The organism is Pseudomonas sp. B3(2017) (assembly GCF_002113595.1).
GTDB classification, from domain to species: Bacteria; Pseudomonadota; Gammaproteobacteria; order Pseudomonadales; family Pseudomonadaceae; genus Aquipseudomonas; species Aquipseudomonas ekonensis.
In genome coordinates this window covers 1-15663 of sequence record NZ_NEIU01000016.1, presented here as the reverse complement: position 1 = coordinate 15663, position 15663 = coordinate 1, and the positions used below count along the sequence as shown (strand labels likewise).

At 64.0% G+C, this 15663-nt stretch carries 19 protein-coding genes and 1 pseudogene; 7 read left to right on the top strand and 13 right to left on the bottom strand.

The features are described 5' to 3' along the window. Positions 1-14: 14 nt before the first annotated feature. The 7 genes from CAG33_RS21250 to soxR form a co-directional block, all read right to left on the bottom strand. Positions 15-944, bottom strand: coding sequence for a metal ABC transporter substrate-binding protein (locus CAG33_RS21250; RefSeq protein ID WP_085640437.1), 930 nt, complete (start codon positions 942-944; stop codon positions 15-17). Positions 945-979: 35 nt separating this feature from the next. Further along, positions 980-1555, bottom strand: coding sequence for a DUF6162 family protein (locus CAG33_RS21245; protein ID WP_085640435.1), 576 nt, complete (start codon positions 1553-1555; stop codon positions 980-982). Beyond that, a complete protein-coding gene (locus CAG33_RS21240; protein ID WP_085577911.1) occupies positions 1552-1899 on the bottom strand; it encodes a hypothetical protein in 348 nt (115 codons plus the stop codon). The genes CAG33_RS21245 and CAG33_RS21240 overlap by 4 nt, the downstream gene beginning before the upstream one ends. Then, positions 1896-2438 (bottom strand): thiamine pyrophosphate-binding protein, encoded by a 543-nt coding sequence (locus tag CAG33_RS21235; protein ID WP_085577910.1) that lies wholly within the window; start codon positions 2436-2438, stop codon positions 1896-1898. The genes CAG33_RS21240 and CAG33_RS21235 overlap by 4 nt, the downstream gene beginning before the upstream one ends. After that, positions 2435-3634, bottom strand: a complete 1200-nt coding sequence (locus CAG33_RS21230; RefSeq protein ID WP_085640433.1) for a PepSY domain-containing protein — start codon at positions 3632-3634, stop codon at positions 2435-2437. The genes CAG33_RS21235 and CAG33_RS21230 overlap by 4 nt, the downstream gene beginning before the upstream one ends. Before the next feature lie 301 nt (positions 3635-3935). Next, the gene (locus CAG33_RS21225; RefSeq protein ID WP_085577908.1) at positions 3936-4394 is read right to left on the bottom strand and encodes a VOC family protein; all 459 of its coding nucleotides are present in this window, start codon (positions 4392-4394) and stop codon (positions 3936-3938) included. A gap of 112 nt (positions 4395-4506) precedes the next feature. Beyond that, a complete protein-coding gene (gene soxR / locus CAG33_RS21220) occupies positions 4507-4974 on the bottom strand; it encodes a redox-sensitive transcriptional activator SoxR (protein ID WP_085640431.1) in 468 nt (155 codons plus the stop codon). Positions 4975-5067: 93 nt separating this feature from the next. Between soxR and CAG33_RS21215 the strand changes: the two genes are divergently transcribed. The 5 genes from CAG33_RS21215 to CAG33_RS21195 all read left to right on the top strand — a co-directional run bounded on the left by CAG33_RS21215 (position 5068) and on the right by CAG33_RS21195 (position 9860). After that, positions 5068-5430 (top strand): antibiotic biosynthesis monooxygenase, encoded by a 363-nt coding sequence (locus CAG33_RS21215; protein WP_085577906.1) that lies wholly within the window; start codon positions 5068-5070, stop codon positions 5428-5430. Positions 5431-5631: 201 nt separating this feature from the next. Next, positions 5632-5901 carry a hypothetical protein gene (locus tag CAG33_RS21210; protein WP_085577905.1) on the top strand — a complete coding sequence of 90 codons (270 nt, stop codon included), beginning with the start codon at positions 5632-5634 and terminating at the stop codon, positions 5899-5901. A gap of 101 nt (positions 5902-6002) precedes the next feature. Then, positions 6003-6617, top strand: coding sequence for a LysE family translocator (locus CAG33_RS21205; RefSeq protein ID WP_085577904.1), 615 nt, complete (start codon positions 6003-6005; stop codon positions 6615-6617). Positions 6618-6823: 206 nt separating this feature from the next. Continuing rightward, positions 6824-7993, top strand: coding sequence for a cysteine desulfurase family protein (locus tag CAG33_RS21200; protein WP_085640429.1), 1170 nt, complete (start codon positions 6824-6826; stop codon positions 7991-7993). Positions 7994-8051: 58 nt separating this feature from the next. Next, the gene (locus tag CAG33_RS21195; RefSeq protein WP_085629885.1) at positions 8052-9860 is read left to right on the top strand and encodes an aminopeptidase P family protein; all 1809 of its coding nucleotides are present in this window, start codon (positions 8052-8054) and stop codon (positions 9858-9860) included. On the opposite strand, the gene CAG33_RS21190 is transcribed toward CAG33_RS21195, so the two are convergent. Next, positions 9853-10761, bottom strand: a complete 909-nt coding sequence (locus CAG33_RS21190) for a LysR family transcriptional regulator (RefSeq protein ID WP_085640427.1) — start codon at positions 10759-10761, stop codon at positions 9853-9855. The genes CAG33_RS21195 and CAG33_RS21190 overlap by 8 nt on opposite strands. A 118-nt stretch (positions 10762-10879) precedes the next feature. Between CAG33_RS21190 and CAG33_RS21185 the strand changes: the two genes are divergently transcribed. Further along, entirely contained in the window at positions 10880-11875 is a 996-nt protein-coding gene (locus CAG33_RS21185; RefSeq protein WP_085629889.1) for a zinc-dependent alcohol dehydrogenase family protein, read from the top strand. Here the strand turns inward: CAG33_RS21185 and CAG33_RS21180 are convergent. Together CAG33_RS21180 and CAG33_RS21175 are read right to left on the bottom strand one after the other, a co-directional pair. Continuing rightward, positions 11872-12462, bottom strand: a complete 591-nt coding sequence (locus CAG33_RS21180) for a 2-hydroxychromene-2-carboxylate isomerase (RefSeq protein WP_085577899.1) — start codon at positions 12460-12462, stop codon at positions 11872-11874. The two genes, CAG33_RS21185 and CAG33_RS21180, sit on opposite strands and share 4 nt — an antisense overlap. Before the next feature lie 32 nt (positions 12463-12494). Then, positions 12495-13223 carry an SDR family oxidoreductase gene (locus CAG33_RS21175; RefSeq protein WP_085640425.1) on the bottom strand — a complete coding sequence of 243 codons (729 nt, stop codon included), beginning with the start codon at positions 13221-13223 and terminating at the stop codon, positions 12495-12497. 90 nt (positions 13224-13313) lie between these two features. Between CAG33_RS21175 and CAG33_RS21170 the strand changes: the two genes are divergently transcribed. Continuing rightward, positions 13314-13883, top strand: a complete 570-nt coding sequence (locus tag CAG33_RS21170) for a TetR/AcrR family transcriptional regulator (RefSeq protein ID WP_085577897.1) — start codon at positions 13314-13316, stop codon at positions 13881-13883. Positions 13884-13891: 8 nt separating this feature from the next. Here the strand turns inward: CAG33_RS21170 and CAG33_RS21165 are convergent, their stop codons facing one another. From CAG33_RS21165 to CAG33_RS28685, 3 genes and pseudogenes are all read right to left on the bottom strand, one after another. Beyond that, positions 13892-14173, bottom strand: coding sequence for a hypothetical protein (locus tag CAG33_RS21165; protein WP_085577896.1), 282 nt, complete (start codon positions 14171-14173; stop codon positions 13892-13894). A 168-nt stretch (positions 14174-14341) separates the two neighbouring features. Beyond that, on the bottom strand, positions 14342-15229 hold the full coding sequence (gene rhtA / locus CAG33_RS21160) for a threonine/homoserine exporter RhtA (protein WP_085629891.1): 888 nt from the start codon (positions 15227-15229) through the stop codon (positions 14342-14344). 230 nt (positions 15230-15459) lie between these two features. Then, positions 15460-15663 (bottom strand): annotated as a pseudogene (locus CAG33_RS28685) (hypothetical protein); the annotation flags it as partial.

The following is a 15663-nucleotide window of genomic DNA, read 5'->3' as shown; positions in this document are numbered from 1 at the left end:
GATGTCTGTCGAACTCATGCGCCGGACTCCTGGATCGCCCGCACCACGGTGTTGAGGTTGCCGGCCATTTCTTTTTCGTACTTGTCGGCGGCGTATTCGCCGTAGGAAATGTGCGACAGCGGATAGAGCTTCACGCCGGATTCGCGCTGGATGGTGTCGACATAGGTGGAAGGGAAGTCCATCTCGGAGAAGATCACCTTCACGTCCAGTTCGCGCAGCTGGTCGATGGTCTTCTTCAACTGGCTCGGGCTCGGCTCGATGCCGTGGGCCGGTTCGACCACGGCGGTGACCTCCAGGCCGAATTCGCGCAGCAGGTAGTCGTAGGCCGCATGCACCGTGGCCACCCGCAGTTCGGCGTTGGGCGCCTGGGTCAGCTTGGCCAGGGCGTCGGCGCGCATCTGCCGCAGGCGCTTGCCGTAGGCGCGGGCGTTCTGGGTGTAGGCCTTGGCGTTGTCCGGGTCGAGCTTGCCCAGTTCCCGGGCGATGTTGTTGACCTGGGCGATGGAGGCGCTGACCGACAGGAACGTGTGCGGGTTGACCACCTTGCCGGCGCCGCGTGCGGCGACGCCGGTGGCGGCCAGCAGCGGCACGTTTTCGTTGGCTTCGATGGTCTTGATGTCCGGGGTTTCGCTGGCGGCGATCATGCGGTCGGCGAAGTCGTCATGGCCCACGCCGTTGAGCACGATCACGTCCAGCCCGCTGATGCGCTTGATGTCTTCGGCTCGGGGTTCGTAGGCATGCGGGTTGAAGCCGGCGGGAATCAGCGGCACCACGTCGGCCTTGTCGCCGACGATGTTGGCCACATAGCTGTAGTACGGGTGCAGGGTGATGCCGATGCGCAGGCGCTTGGCCGGGTCGGCGCTGGCCAGTGGGCTCAGCAGGCAGGCGCACAGGCCGGCCAGGAGCAGGCGCAGGAAGGGGCGGCGGGCAGAGGAAATGGACATGGGCAAGCGGTCTTCCGTGGAATGGAGGCGGGAGGTCAATGGCGATGCTCGCGGGTCACCCCGGCATCGTATTGCGCGACGATCTGTTTCCAGCCGGCGGCCGATAGGGCATCGTCGGAAAGATCCGTCGGCACCCCGGCGTCGGCCTGGCGGGTAAGCCAGATGTCGGGCGGGGCGTGCCCGTCGGCGTCCGTGCGCATCAGGAACGAACCGGCCACGGCAGGCGCCTGGCTTTGGCCGTAGTAGGTCGAGTCGGCCAGCAACTGCCATGCGTGACCGCCGCGGCTGACGGAGCTGGCGTCCTGGGCGAACGGCGCGAAGCCTTCGTCGGCCAGGGCCTGCGGTGTCGGCAGGGCCTGTTGTTCTTCGCGCAGCAGGCGGATTTCGTCGAGGGTGACCCGCAGGTCGGCGTAGAGGCCCTGCTCGGCGGCATTGAGGTCGCGGCGGGCATCCAGCTGATGGCCGGAAACCGGCTCGGGCTCGTGGGAGACGCCGCGCCAGGCCACCACGGAACCGGCGAGCGCCAGGATCAGCAGGCACAACAGCAGCACGTTGAGGGTTTCATGGCCGGCGCCGGCCGGGCGGACGGTTTGGGTGGTGGGTGTGGTCATGGGCTTTCGATGTCCGCCTGGTCGATTTCGACGACGTGGCCGGGGCCGGCGTCGAACAGCACGTAGAACTCGGCACCGGGCTTCTTGAAGGTCAAGGTCGAGTCGGCGCCGAGCTTGCCCGGCAGCAGGATGGTTTCGTCATAGCCGATCACGTCGAGGGTCACCCCCGGCGCTCCGCTGCCGTCGGAGAAGCCACCGGTGCATTTGATCTGTTCGGCGTCGATGGCCTTGCACTCGCACATCGGGTTGTGGGCCAGGGCGCCGGCGCTGAAGACGGCACCGAGCGCCAGCAGCGCGGCGCTCAGGCACCGGCGTGGGCGGAAAGGACGTGGGGCGCGGCTCATGGTTTGGCTCCTTGTTTGTTCAGCCAGGCGAGAGTGGCGGGGGAGGCCTGGCTCAGCGGAATCGAGGCCTGGTGCATGCTGCCGTCCCAGCCTTCCATGGTGATCCACAGTTCGGCGTCGGCGCGGGTCTTGTCCGGCACCGGCAGTTGGGTGCCCATGCGGTACGGCGTACCGAAGAAGATCGAGCCGGCGGCGCGCAGGCTGCGGGGCTTGCCGATGCGCAGGTAAGTGGCCTTGACCTGATCGACGCAGGCGCTGCACAGGGCGGCGTTGAAGCCTTTGAGGTAGCCGGCCGGGCCGTCGGAGCGCGGGGCCTCGTCGCGCAGCTCGGCCAGGCGCAGGCTCCAGGGGCCGACCTGGATCTGCCCGATCTCCCGCTCGCCCAGGCCGCTGTCGCCGCGGAACAGCGCGGCGTCGGCGAAGTACTTGGGCATGAAGCCCAGCGGAATCAGGAGCAGCAGGACATTGATGTGGAAACGCCACTTGTGCCAGAACAGGCTCAGCCGGGAAGGCTGCGGTGCAGGTGTGGATCGGCTCACAGGCTGGCCTCCGACGGTTCATGGCGCGGGGCCGGTTGTGCCTTGACGCGCTGCTGCTCGTGCTCGCGCTTGAGCGCATTGGCGGTGGCCAGGGCCGTGCGTTTGGTCCAGATCAGCAGCCCGCTCAGCACCATCATGCTCAGCAGCAGGCCGAAGAAGAACCAGATCAGCTTGATCCACAGCCCGCCGAAGTCGCCGGTGTGCAGCGGGCGCATGGATTCGGTGACGAACTCAAGCGAGGTGCGGTCGGACAGCAGGCGCGTGGCCGCCACGTCGCCGCTGTAGGGGTTGAGCGTGGCGCTCTGGAACATCAGCGGGTACCAGCCGCGCCCGCCGATGTCGAGGTGGGCGTAGGCGTTGCCCGGCAGGCTGACGAAGCTGGCTTCCAGGCCGGGGATTCTCTCCCGGGCGATTTCGACGGCGCGGTCCAGGCTGATCCGTGGCGGCGGCGTGCCGTCACCGGACATCGGCACGGCTTCGCGGGCCATGGCCGGGATGATCGGTTCGCTGGAGATGGAGATCTGGTTGTCCGACAGCAGCGCCTGGATCAGGAACCAGGTGCCGGTGATGGAGATCACCGCGATGAACCAGATCGACCAGATGCCGCTCAGGCGATGGAAGTCGCCCCAGAAGATCCGTGCGCCGTGCCTGAAGCGCAGGGTCGGGCGCAGGAAGCCTTTCCAGAACCGTTTGTACACCACAAGCCCGGTCACCAGCGAAGCCAGCATCGGCAGGCCGAGGAACGACACCAGGTACCAGCCCCAGCTGAAGCCGTTGGTGAACGGCACCAGCCACCAGCCGTGCAGCGCCCGGGTGAAGGCCTTGAAGTTGAAGTCCGGCGCCGTGCCCTGGATGGCGCCGGTGTACGGGTTGACGTACACCGTCTGCACACGACCGTCGGGGTAGCTGACGTCGACGTCGAGGGCAAAGTGCGATTCGTCCGGACGGTTGATGCTTTGCACCACGGTCTGCGGTTCGGCTTTCTTGATGGCGGCGAGGATCTGGTCGTAGCTGAGCCGCGTTGCGTCGTCGGACGGCTGGCTGGCGCGCATCTGGGGGTTGGCCAGCCAGACGATTTCCTGGCTGACCACCGCCAGGGTGCCGGTGACGCAGACGATCAGGACAAAGAACCAGATCGGCAAGGCCAGCCAGCTATGCACCAGGAACCACAGTTTCGAGCGGGATTTCTTCGACATGATTGAACGTCTTGATTCAGTGGGAGGAGCGGCTGCTACGGGCTTCGCAGCAGGGGCGTCCCTGGAGGGCGCGGTCGAGGCGTTCGCCCGGGCGACCGGCCCGCATCTCTATAAGACGGATGAGCGAGGAAATTCCCGATGGGTGATATGAAAGTAAATGTTTCGCACTTCGCCGAAGCGGCATCCGCACTGTGGGAGCGAGCCTGCTCGCGATTGCCTCAAGTCAGTCGACAGCTTCATTGACGGACATACAGCAATCGCGAGCAGGCTCGCTCCTACAGGCATTCGGCAAGGAGGTCGTTCAGCCTTGCTTGAACCTCTCAATGGCCCGCTGACGGATCTGCTCTTCGGTCAGGTCTTCCTTGCGCGAGGCCAGGAACCACAGATGCCCGTAAGGATCTCGCAAGGAGCCGCTGCGGTCGCCGTAGAACTGATCCTTGACGTCCTCCACGGAGGTCGCACCGGCATCGATCGCCCGCCGGAACGACTTGTCGACGTCGGTCACATATAGATGCAGACCGACCGACACGAACTGCTCCGGACTGCTGAACGGCCCCTCTTCGCACGGGGTGCCGAGCATGATCGCGCTGTCGCCGATGCGCAGTTCGGCATGGCCGATGTTGCCGTCGGGCATGGCCAGGCGCATGACTTCGGTGGCGCCGAAGGCTTTCTTGTAGAAGTCGATGGCCTCGGCGGCTTTCTTGATGCCGAGATACGGGGTAATGCTGTGATACCCCTCAGGAATGGGTTTGACGCTCATGACGTTCTCCCTGTTCTTTCTTGTGGACGGTCAGTCTTCACCGGATGTCCGGTCGGTCAACTATAGGTCCGTGCCGGCGCCGCAGACCGGGCCGCCGACAAAGGGTCGGCGGTCATTCGGCATCGCTCGCCGACGGCGGGAAGTGCGGCCCCGGCCCCTGTTCCCCGAGCACGTCCCCGTAGTTGCGCAGCGGGCAGGCTTCCATCGACAGGCACCCGCAGCCGATGCAGCCGTTGAGGCGGTCGCGCAACAGCATCAGTTGCCCGATCCGCTCGTCCAGTTCGCGGCGCCATTGCTCCGACAGCCGTTTCCAGTCCGACGCCGTCGGCGCCCGGTTGTCCGGGAGGTTCCTCAGGGCTTCGCCGATTTCCGCCAGCGGAATGCCCAGGCGCTGCGCCACCTTGATCAACGCCACGCGCCGCAGCACTTCCCTCGGATAGCGGCGTTGGTTACCGGCATTGCGCTGGCTTTTGATCAACCCCTTGGATTCGTAAAAGTGCAGGGCCGTGACCGCCACGCCGCTGCGGGCCGCGACTTCGCCGACAGTCAGTTGCTTGTGCAGGGTGTCTGCGGTGACCATTTGAAGTTTGCCTCTTGACCTTTACTTAACTAGAGGTTTTAACCTGCACGCCTTCGAATCGCAAGATTCGCCTGACAGACGAGTGGGGACGTTATGCACGCGCCGAAAAACAGCAGCTTCACCCAATTGATCGAATTCGAGATCGACCCCGGACAACAACCTGCGCTGGTCGCCGCGTTGGCATTGCAGACCGAGCGTCTGGCCGAACGCTACGCCGGGTTCGTCAGCGCCAGCGTCCAGGCCAGCGACGACGGCCGGCGGGTGCTGGGCTTTCTGCAATGGCGCTCGCGCGAGGCCGGCGAGGCGGCGTTTCGCAGCTTCGAAAACGGCGAACAGGATTTCTGGCACCTGATCCGCACCCATCGGGCGCGCACCGTGACCTTCGGTTCGTTCCAGGTGTTGAGCAGCATTGCCCGCAGCCATGACGAAGGGCTGCATTGTCAGCTGGTCGGATAGATCGGCAGCCGGATCAAGCGTTTCGGGGGCGGTGCGGTGTGGGAAGGATCAGTCGCGGCACTGCCCGACTGATCTTGCGTACGTGCTTGAGGGACTCACCGTCAAACCTGATAGCCACTATTGAGCGCGTTGATTTCTGCGCACGCGTGCCCGGGCGTAGCCTTTGTCCATCGACAAACACCTTTCGCCAGGACGCTCCCGATGAACCGCTTACTGACTGTTTCCCTGATGCTCGCCGTCTCCGTGCTCGCCGGTTGCGCCAGCCACGTGTCGCCCGAGCTGCGCCCCTACACGGCGGAAGAAACCCGCGAACTGGCCCTCGAAGCGCTGAACCGCCGCGGCCTGTCCTTCGACGAGTACCACGCGAAGAAAGCCGAACTGCTCGGCCAGCCACAGAGGACTGTCGGCTTCGACAGCCATGGCGAAATGAGCGCTGAACGGGCCGTACAGCTTCACGGTCGTCCAAGCTGATCGATAACTGTACTGCTCGAAGTTTCACCCAACTGTCCATGGGCTGGCGCGGTGCCGTGCGATAGGGTCAACACCTGAATGACCCTCACGGAATGCCTGCCATGACCCTCTCGCTCGATCTGCTGCTGGGCTTCGCCCTGTTTGCCCTTGTCACCTCGATCACGCCGGGGCCGAACAACACCATGCTGTTGGCGTCGGGGGTGAATTTCGGCTTCAACCGCACCATCCCTCACATGCTCGGCATCACCTGCGGCTTCTTCGTGCTTGTCGTGGCGGTGGGGTTCGGCCTGGGCGCGGTGTTTCAGCGCTATCCCTTGCTGTACACGATCCTGCGGTATGTCGGCGCGGCCTACTTGCTGTACCTGGCGTGGAAAATCGCCCGCTCCGGCCCGGTCGGCGACAGCGGCGACGGCGAAGGCAAGCCGATCAGCTACCTGGGGGCGGCGGCGTTCCAGTGGGTCAACCCCAAGGCGTGGATCATGGCCATCGGCGCCATCAGCACCTACACGCCGATGCAAGGCTACTTCACCAACGTGCTGGTGATTGCCGCCGTGTTCGCCATCATCAACCTGCCGAGCGTCGGCGTGTGGGCGGCCTGCGGCACCTTGTTGCGCAACGTGCTCAAGGATCGCCGCTGGCTGCGGGCGTTCAACTGGGGGATGGCGGCGCTGCTGGTGATTTCGCTGTACCCGCTGCTGCTGGAAAGCTTTGCCTGACGCATCGCTTCAACCGCCGGCCCGATGCCTGTTAAGCTCGGCTTCAGGAGCGTTCCTACGCACTCTTAAATGAAGTTGTTCTTCTTTAACGGCATCCGATCAGGTAATGATGACGCTCTCTAACCGCGGCGCGGCCCACAAGGCTGCGCCTTGCCGTTTGCAGACACGAGCCTCCTGACCCCGGAACACGCTCTGCGAGTTTTTCTATGAACCAACGTCCGCTGTATTTCGATTACGCCGCTACCACCCCGGTGGACGAGCGGGTCATCCAGGTGATGATCGAGTGTCTGGGTTTCGACGGCAATTTCGGCAACCCGGCCTCCAGCTCCCATGCCTTCGGCCGGCAGGCCCGGCACACGGTCGAGCAGGCGCGCCTGCAGGTCGCCGAACTGGTCGGGGCCCAGGCCGGGCAGATCGTCTGGACCTCCGGCGCCACCGAATCCAACAACCTGGCCCTCAAGGGTGTGGTCCAGGCCCGGGGCGTGCCCGGCGGGCACATCATCACCAGCCAGATCGAACACAAGGCCATCCTCGACACCGCACGGCAACTGCAGGACGCCGGCATCGCCGTGACCTACCTGGTGCCGGACGCCGACGGCCTGATCACCCCGCAGGCGGTCAGCGAAGCGATGCGCGACGACACCTTTCTAGTGTCGCTGATGCTGGTCAACAACGAGCTGGGCACCGTCAACGACATCCCGGCCATCGGCGAGGTGGTGCGCGGCCGCGAGGCGCTGTTCCATGTCGATGCGGCGCAGGGCGCCGGCAAGGTCGCCATCGACCTGGCGCAATGGCCGGTGGATCTGATGTCCTTCTCGGCGCACAAGCTGTACGGCCCCAAGGGCATCGGCGCGCTGTACGTCGGCCCGCGCGCGCAGCAGCGTCTGCAGGCGCAGATCCACGGCGGCGGGCATGAAGGCGGCTTGCGCTCCGGCACCCTGGCGACCCACCAGATCGCGGCGATGGGCGCCGCCTTCGCCCTGGCGGCGCAGGTGTTCGATGAAGAGAAAAACACCATCGCTGCGCTGCGCGAGCGCCTGCTCGAACAGGTGCTGAGCCTGCCCGGCGTGCGCCTCAACGGCAGCCCGCAGCGGCGCATCCCGCACACCCTGAGCCTGACCTTCGGCGAAGGCGAGTTCAACGCCGCGACCCTGAGCCATTCGCTCGCGTTTTCCGCGACCTCGGCCTGCAACTCGGCGAGCAACACCCCGTCCCACGTGCTGTTGGCGTTGGGGCATGACGCACGCCTGGCGGGCCGCACCATCCGCCTGAGCCTCGGCCGCTTCACCACGGCCGACGACATCGACCGGGCCGTGCAACTGATCAAGGGCGCCTGCACCGGCGCTCCGGCGTTCTGGGCGACAGGACTTTCATAAAGGTGCCGGACATAACCGGCACCGGACAATAACGACGAAGTGGTTAGCAGGAGACATGATGAGTACCCAGACTTTGACCGACGGATCGGTTCCCCAGCGCCTGGCGCACACCCGTGAACTGATGCGCCGCGAAGGCATCCATGCGTTGCTGGTGCCGTCGGCCGACCCGCACTTGTCAGAGTACCTGCCGGGCTACTGGCAGGGCCGGCAATGGCTGTCGGGGTTCCACGGTTCGGTCGGTACGCTGATCGTCACCACGGACTTCGCCGGCGTCTGGGCCGACAGCCGTTATTGGGAACAGGCGACCCAAGAGCTCAACGGCAGCGGCATCGAACTGGTCAAGCTGCAGCCGGGCCAGCCGGGACCGTTGGACTGGCTGGCCGAACAGACGCCGGAAGGCGGCGTGGTGGCGGTCGATGGCGCGGTGATGGCGGTGGCGTCGGCACGGACCCTGGGCAGCAAGCTCGAGGCCCGCGGCGCCCGTCTGCGCACCGACATCGACCTGCTGGATGAAGTCTGGAGCGACCGTCCGCAACTGCCCGACGCACCGGTCTATCAGCACCTGTCGCCGCAGGCCACCGTCAGCCGTGGCGAGAAGCTCGCCCGACTGCGCGAAACCCTCAAGGAGCGCGGGGCCGATTGGCATTTCATCGCCACCCTCGACGACATCGCCTGGCTGTTCAACCTGCGCGGCGGCGATGTGTCGTTCAACCCGGTGTTCATCTCCTTTGCCTTGATCAGCCAGCAGCAGGCAACGCTGTTCGTGGCCCTGGGCAAGGTCGACGCCAACCTGCGCGCCGTGCTGGAACAGGACGGCGTGACCCTGCGCGATTACAGCGAAGTCGCCGATGCCTTGCGCGCGGTGCCGGACGGGGCGAGCCTGCTGGTGGATCCGGCGCGGGTCACCAGCGGTCTGCTGGGCAATCTCGACGGCGGTGTGACACTGGTCGAAGGCCTCAATCCGACCACGCTGGCCAAATCGCAGAAGAGCCAGGCCGATGCCGAACACATCCGCCGTGCCATGGAGCAGGACGGCGCGGCGCTGTGCGAATTCTTCGCCTGGCTGGAATCCGCCTGGGGCCGCGAGCGCATCACCGAGCTGACCATCGACGAGAAACTGACCGCCGCCCGTGCGCGTCGTCCGGACTACGTGTCGCTGAGCTTCAACACCATCGCGGCGTTCAACGCCAACGGTGCCATGCCGCACTACCACGCCACCGAGCAAGCGCATGCGGTGATCGAGGGCGACGGCCTGCTGCTGATCGACTCCGGCGGCCAGTACCTGGGCGGCACCACCGACATCACCCGGATGGTGCCGGTCGGTACGCCGAACGCCGAGCAGAAGCGTGATTGCACCCGGGTGCTCAAAGGCGTGATCGCGTTGTCGCGGGCCCACTTCCCCAAAGGCATCCAGTCGCCGCTGCTCGACGCCATCGCCCGGGCGCCGATCTGGGCCGACAACGTGGAGTACGGTCATGGCACCGGCCATGGCGTCGGTTACTTCCTCAACGTCCATGAAGGCCCGCAGGTGATCGCCTACCAGGCGGCGCCGGCACCGCAGACCGCCATGCAACCGGGGATGATCACCTCCATCGAACCGGGCACCTACCGTCCGGGACGCTGGGGCGTGCGCATCGAGAACCTGGCGATGAACGTCGAAGCAGGCAGCAGCGAGTTCGGCGAATTCCTCAAGTTCGAAACCCTGACCCTGTGCCCGATCGACACCCGCTGCCTGGAGCCGTCCTTGCTGACCGAGGACGAAAAACAGTGGTTCAACGCCTACCACGCCCAAGTGCGCAAGCGCCTGAGCCCGCTGCTCGACGGCGCGGCGCTGGCCTGGCTGAACGCCCGCACTGCGGCTATCTGATCGGCGTCAACTCGGGCGCTGTCGCCAGCGCCTGAGCCATGAAGTCGACGAATGCGTGGATCCTGGCGGACTGGCGACGGTTCGCCGGGAACACCGCGTGCATCGGCAGCGGTTGTGTGCGGTAGTCCTGCAACAGGGCGACCACCCGGCCCGCCTTCAAGTCTTCGCTGAACAGCCAGACCGGCGACAGCGCAATCCCCAACCCACCCAGCACCATTTCACGGATGGCCTCTGAGTTGTTGCTCTGGGCGTTTCCCTGGATGCGCACCTCGTGGCGCTGTCCGTCCCTTTCGTAAGTCCACAGGTTCTGGCTGCTGAGCAGGTTGAATTGCAGGCAGTTGTGCCGGCGCAGATCGGCGGGCGCAAGCGGTGCGGGATGTCGCTCCAGATAAGCCGGCGCGGCGACCGTGATGCGGTGGGTAAGGCCGATGGGGCGGGCGATCATGCCGCTGTCGCTCAATGCGCCGATTCTCAGGCTGACGTCCAGGCCTTCGCTGACCAGATCCTGGTTCTGGTCACTGAGTTGCAGATCGATCTGCACCTGCGGGTAGTGTTCCAGAAACGCCGCCAGACGCGGCGCGATCTGCAAGCGGCCGAAGCTGACGGACGAGCCGATCCGCAAGGGGCCCGCAACGGTTTCCCGGCCGGACTGAAAGCTGTGCTCGGCAGCATCCACCGCCGCCAGGATGGTTCGGCATTCGTTGTAGTAGCGCTGGCCTTCATCGGTCAGCGACAGCTTGCGCGTGCTGCGGGCGATCAGCTTGCCGCCGAGCTGGCGCTCGAGCGCGCGCAGGACTTTGCTGATGGTCGGCTGTGTGGTCTGCAGCTCACGGGCCACGGCGGAAAAACTGCCGCGTTCGATGACCCGGACGAAAATCGACATCGCGTGGAGTTTGTCCATGGGAAGCAGCGCTCATTCATGCTGTATTGGCATGGTTACTATAACGATACGGCGTCTTATCGGCATGGATTGGTTGCGAGAGGATGATTCCACTCTCTTTCAGACAGGAAATGCCGAAATGACTGACTCAATGCACATGCGCGCGCTGATGGTTGAAACCCCAAACGGTTCGCTACGCTTGGTTTCGCTGCAACGTCCCACGCCACGTCCGGGAGAAGTGCTGGTGCGGATCAAGGCCAGCGGCGTGAATCCGTTGGACCTGAAAGTCCGTGCGGGCCAAGCCGCCCATGCCCGGCAGGCGCTGCCGGCGGTGTTGGGCATCGACCTTGCCGGTGTGGTCGAGGCGGTAGGCGAAGGCGTTCTCGGCTGGGTGCCGGGTGACGAGGTGTATGCGATGGCCACGGGGATTGGTGGCGCCCAGGGCTCGTTGGCCGACTATGCAGCAGTGGACGCGCGACTGCTGGCACGCAAGCCCTCGAACCTGTCCATGCGTGAGGCGGCCGGTTTGCCGTTGGTGGTCATTACGGCGTGGGAGGGGCTGGTGGATCGCGCTCATGTGCGCGCCGGGCAAAAAGTGCTGATCCATGGGGGAGCAGGCGGGGTCGGGCATGTGGCCATTCAGCTGGCGCGGGCCTTCGGGGCGGATGTGTTCGCCACAGGTTCTGCCGGGCAGCGGTCAATCATCGAAGGGTTCGGCGCGACATTCATCGACCGACAAACCCCGGTGGAAAGTTATGTGAACGAACACACGGCGGGGGAGGGCTTTGACATCGTCTATGACACGGTGGGCGGCGAAGCGCTGGACGCCGCCTTCAAGGCCGCGCGGGTGTATCACGGGCATGTGCTGAGTTGCCTGGGATGGGGGCAGCACAGCCTGGCGCCGCTTTCGTTCCGGGGCGCAACCTATTCCGGCGTATTCACCCTGCTGCCGCTGTTGACCGGCCACGGACGTGAACATCACGGGGACATCCTGCGGCAGGTTGCGCAAATGATCGAAGCGGGGCGTCTGCGGCCGATGGTCGACCCTCGTCGGTTCACCCTGGAAACCGCCGAAGACGCCCACGGGGTGCTCGCATCGAAAGCGGCCCGTGGACGCTTGGTGATCGAACTCTAACGCAAGGCCTCTGTGACAAAGTCCAGCCGGTCCTGACCGAAGAACAGCTGGTTGCCGATGAACATGCTCGGGGCACCGAACACACCTCGCTTGACGGCGGTTTCAGTGTTGTCCTTGAGGGCAGCCTTCACGGCCTCGTCGTTGGTCAGTGCCAGCACATCCTCCGGGTTGAAACCGTGCTCGGTCAGCACGGCCGCCACCGTTGCGGGTTCGTCGAGGCAACGGCCCTCGACCCAGAGGGCGTTGAACAGGCAATCGACGAACGCTTGGAACCGCTCCGGATGGCGCAATTGCATGCCGGTGACGGCGCGCATCAGGATCAACGTGTTGATCGGGAAGTGAGGGTTGAACTTCAGCGCAACGCCGTAACGTCGGGCATAACGGTCCAGATCCTCGAACATGTAGCGTCCCTTGGCCGGAATCGTGGCCGGGGAGGCGTTGCCGGTGGCCTTGAATACGCCGCCCAGCAGCATCGGGATGTAAACCAGTTGGCTGCCGGTTTCGGCGCAGATCTTCGGCAACTGCGTGTAGGCCAGATAAGTGGCGGGGCTGCCGAGGTCGAAGTAGAACTCCACGGTTTTGCTCATGGGTGCGGCACTCCTGATTGTTGTTATGGACGTTACCAGCGTTCGCTCCAGGGGCGCAGATCCAGCTCGAATGTCCAGGCGTCCCGGGGCTGGCTGTGCAGATACCAGTAATTTTCGGCAATGTGCTCGGGGTCGAGGATCCCGTCCTGTTCCTTGGTTGCGTATTTCTCGGGGAAGTTGTCGCGGATGAAGTCGGTGCCGATGGCGCCGTCCACCACGACGTGGGCGACATGGATGTTCAAGGGGCCCAGTTCTCGGGCCATGCTTTGCGCCAAGGCCCGGATGCCGTGCTTGGCGCCCGCGAACGCGGCAAAGCCGGCGGCGCCGCGCAGGCCGGCGGTGGCGCCGGTGAATAGGATAGTGCCCCGGCGGCGGGTGACCATGCGTTTGGCCACCTCCCGGGCATTGAGGAAACCCGAGAAACAGGCCATTTCCCAGATCTTGAAATACTTGCGTGCGGTTTCGTCGAGGATGCTGCACGGCACATTGGCGCCGATGTTGAAGACAAACGCTTCAATCGGGCCCAGACGGGTCTCGATGTCCTCGACCAATGCGATCACGTCTTCTTCCTTGCGCGCATCGCAGGCAAAGCCATGGGCTTGGCCGCCTTCGGCGTGGATGGCTTCCACCAAAGGTTGCAGCTTGTCGGCGCTGCGGCGGGTGACGCAGGCCACGAACCCTTCCTTGGCGAAGCGCCTGGCAATCGCGCCGCCGGTGGCATCGCCTGCGCCGACGACCAATACGACCTTCTTGTTGTTCATGGGTATCCCCTTTATTAAACGATCGTTAAGTGAACGAACGTTATGCTAGGATCCTGGCAGCGTCAAGGCAGTCAATCGCGGAGTACGAAAATGCGTTATTCAGCCGGTCACAAGCTCGAAACCAAGGAAAAGCTGCTGCACAGCAGTGCGTTGTCGGCGAAAAGGTCTGGCTTTTCCACGGTGGGCGTCGACGGTCTGATGAAGGCGATCGGACTGAGCGGCGCGGCGTTCTACAGCCATTTCTCATCCAAGGACGCGCTGTTCGCGGCCATTGTCGAGCGTGAGCTCGGGCAAAGTCTCGAGCGGTTGGGCGGGCAGGGTACGCAGGATCGCAAGCGGCTTGAGCGTTGCCTGAAGCAGTATCTGAGCATGGCTCATGTCGAACAGCCTGAGTCCGGCTGTGCGATACCGGCATTGGGCGCGGAGATCGCGCGTTCCGAGAGCGGGGTGCGTGAGCAGGCCGAGCTGTGGATCGGCAGGCTTCAGCAGAGTTGGGCGCAGACGTTGGGAAGCGAGAGCCTGGCCTGGGCGATTCTGTCGCAATGCGTGGGCGCATTGGTGGTTGCGCGGATGCTGGCCAGCACGGACATGCAGAAGAAAGTGCTGGGCGCCAGTCATGAGGAAATCAGTCGGCGAATCGCAGCTCAATTCGCGGAGTAGGTGCCCGCTTACTTGCAGATGACGATCATGCTGCGGCTGGTATAGCCGGCGGGATTGAGGCCGAAGGGATAGTCACCGGGCTCTTCCACGGCATCCCCTGATTTTGCGATCACCTTGTAGCCTTTGGGAGCGCAGGCGTTGGCGGCGCTGGCGTAGCACTTGTCCCAGGAGGACGAGAGTCCGGAACAGTTTATGTGCAGGCCTTTCTTGCCATGCTTGACCTGGGTTTTCGTGGTGGCTGCACAACCCGCGATTGCGAGTACGGCGATCAGTATCAAAATCTGTTTCATTAACGTCCTTAATCGCGGCGCCGAGTCTGGTGCTCGATTCTGCCTGCATTCGCTCACGTTTGAAGCGTTGTGCCGTCCCTGTCTGAAAAATCCATGCCTGGCATTGGGTTACGCGCTTTAACATGGCCTAAATGCGCGCCAAATGCCAGACCTTCGTCAAATCCTGTCTCAATCTGCCGCAACGGCAGGCTTGGCTGTGCTGCCCATGGTCATGGTCGCACCGACGGAGGCCAGGATAATGCACAGAATCGCCATCCATTGTGACAACGACAGGTACTCCTGCAGGAAGAGCAGGCCGGACAACGCGCCGAACGCGGGCTCGATGCTCATCAGGGTGCCGAACGTACGGGCAGGCATGCGGGTGAGGGCAACCATCTCCAGGGTGTAGGGAAGGGCTGTGGACAGGATGGCCACGCCGATCGCCACCGGAATCAGAGAGGGGGTCAGCAGTGCTGTCCCGGCGTGGATGATTCCGATGGGGGCGACGAACAGTGCGGCGATCATGACGCCCAGCGCGGCGGTCGTCACGCCGTTGTCGGCACCGGCCTTCTGGCCGAAGAGGATGTACAGCGCCCAGCAGACGCCGGCGCCCAGGGCGTACCCGGCACCGATCAGATCGATGCCGGCCGTTGTCGCCCCGGTCGGGATCAGCAGCAGAAGTCCGGCGGCGGCCAGTGCGATCCAGAGAAAGTCGATGGCCCGGCGGGAAGCATAGATGGCGACGGCCAGCGGGCCGGTGAACTCCAAGGCGACGGCGATGCCGAGCGGTACGGTGCGTAGCGACATATAGAAGAGGAAATTCATGCCCCCCAATGCCATGCCGTAAACAATGACGGTGCGTAGGGATTGGGCCGTCAGCTTCACTCGCCAGGGACGCAGCAGCAGAACCATGATGACGCTGGCGAAAATCAGGCGCAGGGTGGTGGTGCCCTGAGCGCCGACCACGGGGAACATGCTTTTGGCGAGAGAGGCGCCGGACTGGATCGAAGCCATGGCTATGAGCAGCAGGCCGACCGGAAAGAGAATCGAGGCAAGGCTGCGGGAGTGGTCGTTCATCGCTGGGCAGTGTCCGAGTTGAAGATAGGCTTGGGTTGCGCAATATAGTGCGCATTCGCCGTGTGGGCGTCTATATGCAGCGCGGCCTTTTTAAGAATGTTGATAGAAAAGAGAAATTAACGGTTGACGGTAGATTTCAGTTCTCTATAATTTGCCCCACTTCCGGCGCAGTCGAAACGGAAAACTCCTTGAGATTCAACGAGTTACGAAGTTTTCGGCAGCGGATCGCTTCAGTTCAGCGAAGCCCGGAGGGAGTCGAAGAGGGTGGTGATGTTTGGCCCTTTCGGCGTTTCGATCATCCCGGTCGAAGGCGGAGAAAAGAGGTGTTGACAGCGGCGTGCAACGCTGTAGAATTCGCCTCCCGCTGACGAGAGATCGAAAGCGCAAGTGGTTGAAGTTGAAAAAGAAATTTTGAAAACTTCTGAAAACAACCG

Bases quoted from the DNA above. Each gene is read 5' to 3' on its own strand.
- CAG33_RS21245 (WP_085640435.1), bottom strand. From the start codon at position 1,555: ATGACCACACCCACCACCCAAACCGTCCGCCCGGCCGGCGCCGGCCAT.
- CAG33_RS21175 (WP_085640425.1), bottom strand. From the start codon at position 13,223: ATGAACAACAAGAAGGTCGTATTGGTCGTCGGCGCAGGCGATGCCACC.
- CAG33_RS21190 (WP_085640427.1), bottom strand. From the start codon at position 10,761: ATGGACAAACTCCACGCGATGTCGATTTTCGTCCGGGTCATCGAACGC.
- soxR (WP_085640431.1), bottom strand. From the start codon at position 4,974: ATGGTCACCGCAGACACCCTGCACAAGCAACTGACTGTCGGCGAAGTC.
- rhtA (WP_085629891.1), bottom strand. From the start codon at position 15,229: ATGAACGACCACTCCCGCAGCCTTGCCTCGATTCTCTTTCCGGTCGGC.
- CAG33_RS21200 (WP_085640429.1), top strand. From the start codon at position 6,824: ATGAACCAACGTCCGCTGTATTTCGATTACGCCGCTACCACCCCGGTG.
- CAG33_RS21165 (WP_085577896.1), bottom strand. From the start codon at position 14,173: ATGAAACAGATTTTGATACTGATCGCCGTACTCGCAATCGCGGGTTGT.
- CAG33_RS21185 (WP_085629889.1), top strand. From the start codon at position 10,880: ATGACTGACTCAATGCACATGCGCGCGCTGATGGTTGAAACCCCAAAC.
- CAG33_RS21230 (WP_085640433.1), bottom strand. From the start codon at position 3,634: ATGTCGAAGAAATCCCGCTCGAAACTGTGGTTCCTGGTGCATAGCTGG.
- CAG33_RS21215 (WP_085577906.1), top strand. From the start codon at position 5,068: ATGCACGCGCCGAAAAACAGCAGCTTCACCCAATTGATCGAATTCGAG.
- CAG33_RS21170 (WP_085577897.1), top strand. From the start codon at position 13,314: ATGCGTTATTCAGCCGGTCACAAGCTCGAAACCAAGGAAAAGCTGCTG.
- CAG33_RS21210 (WP_085577905.1), top strand. From the start codon at position 5,632: ATGAACCGCTTACTGACTGTTTCCCTGATGCTCGCCGTCTCCGTGCTC.
- CAG33_RS21225 (WP_085577908.1), bottom strand. From the start codon at position 4,394: ATGAGCGTCAAACCCATTCCTGAGGGGTATCACAGCATTACCCCGTAT.
- CAG33_RS21180 (WP_085577899.1), bottom strand. From the start codon at position 12,462: ATGAGCAAAACCGTGGAGTTCTACTTCGACCTCGGCAGCCCCGCCACT.
- CAG33_RS21250 (WP_085640437.1), bottom strand. From the start codon at position 944: ATGTCCATTTCCTCTGCCCGCCGCCCCTTCCTGCGCCTGCTCCTGGCC.
- CAG33_RS21205 (WP_085577904.1), top strand. From the start codon at position 6,003: ATGACCCTCTCGCTCGATCTGCTGCTGGGCTTCGCCCTGTTTGCCCTT.
- CAG33_RS21240 (WP_085577911.1), bottom strand. From the start codon at position 1,899: ATGAGCCGCGCCCCACGTCCTTTCCGCCCACGCCGGTGCCTGAGCGCC.
- CAG33_RS21195 (WP_085629885.1), top strand. From the start codon at position 8,052: ATGAGTACCCAGACTTTGACCGACGGATCGGTTCCCCAGCGCCTGGCG.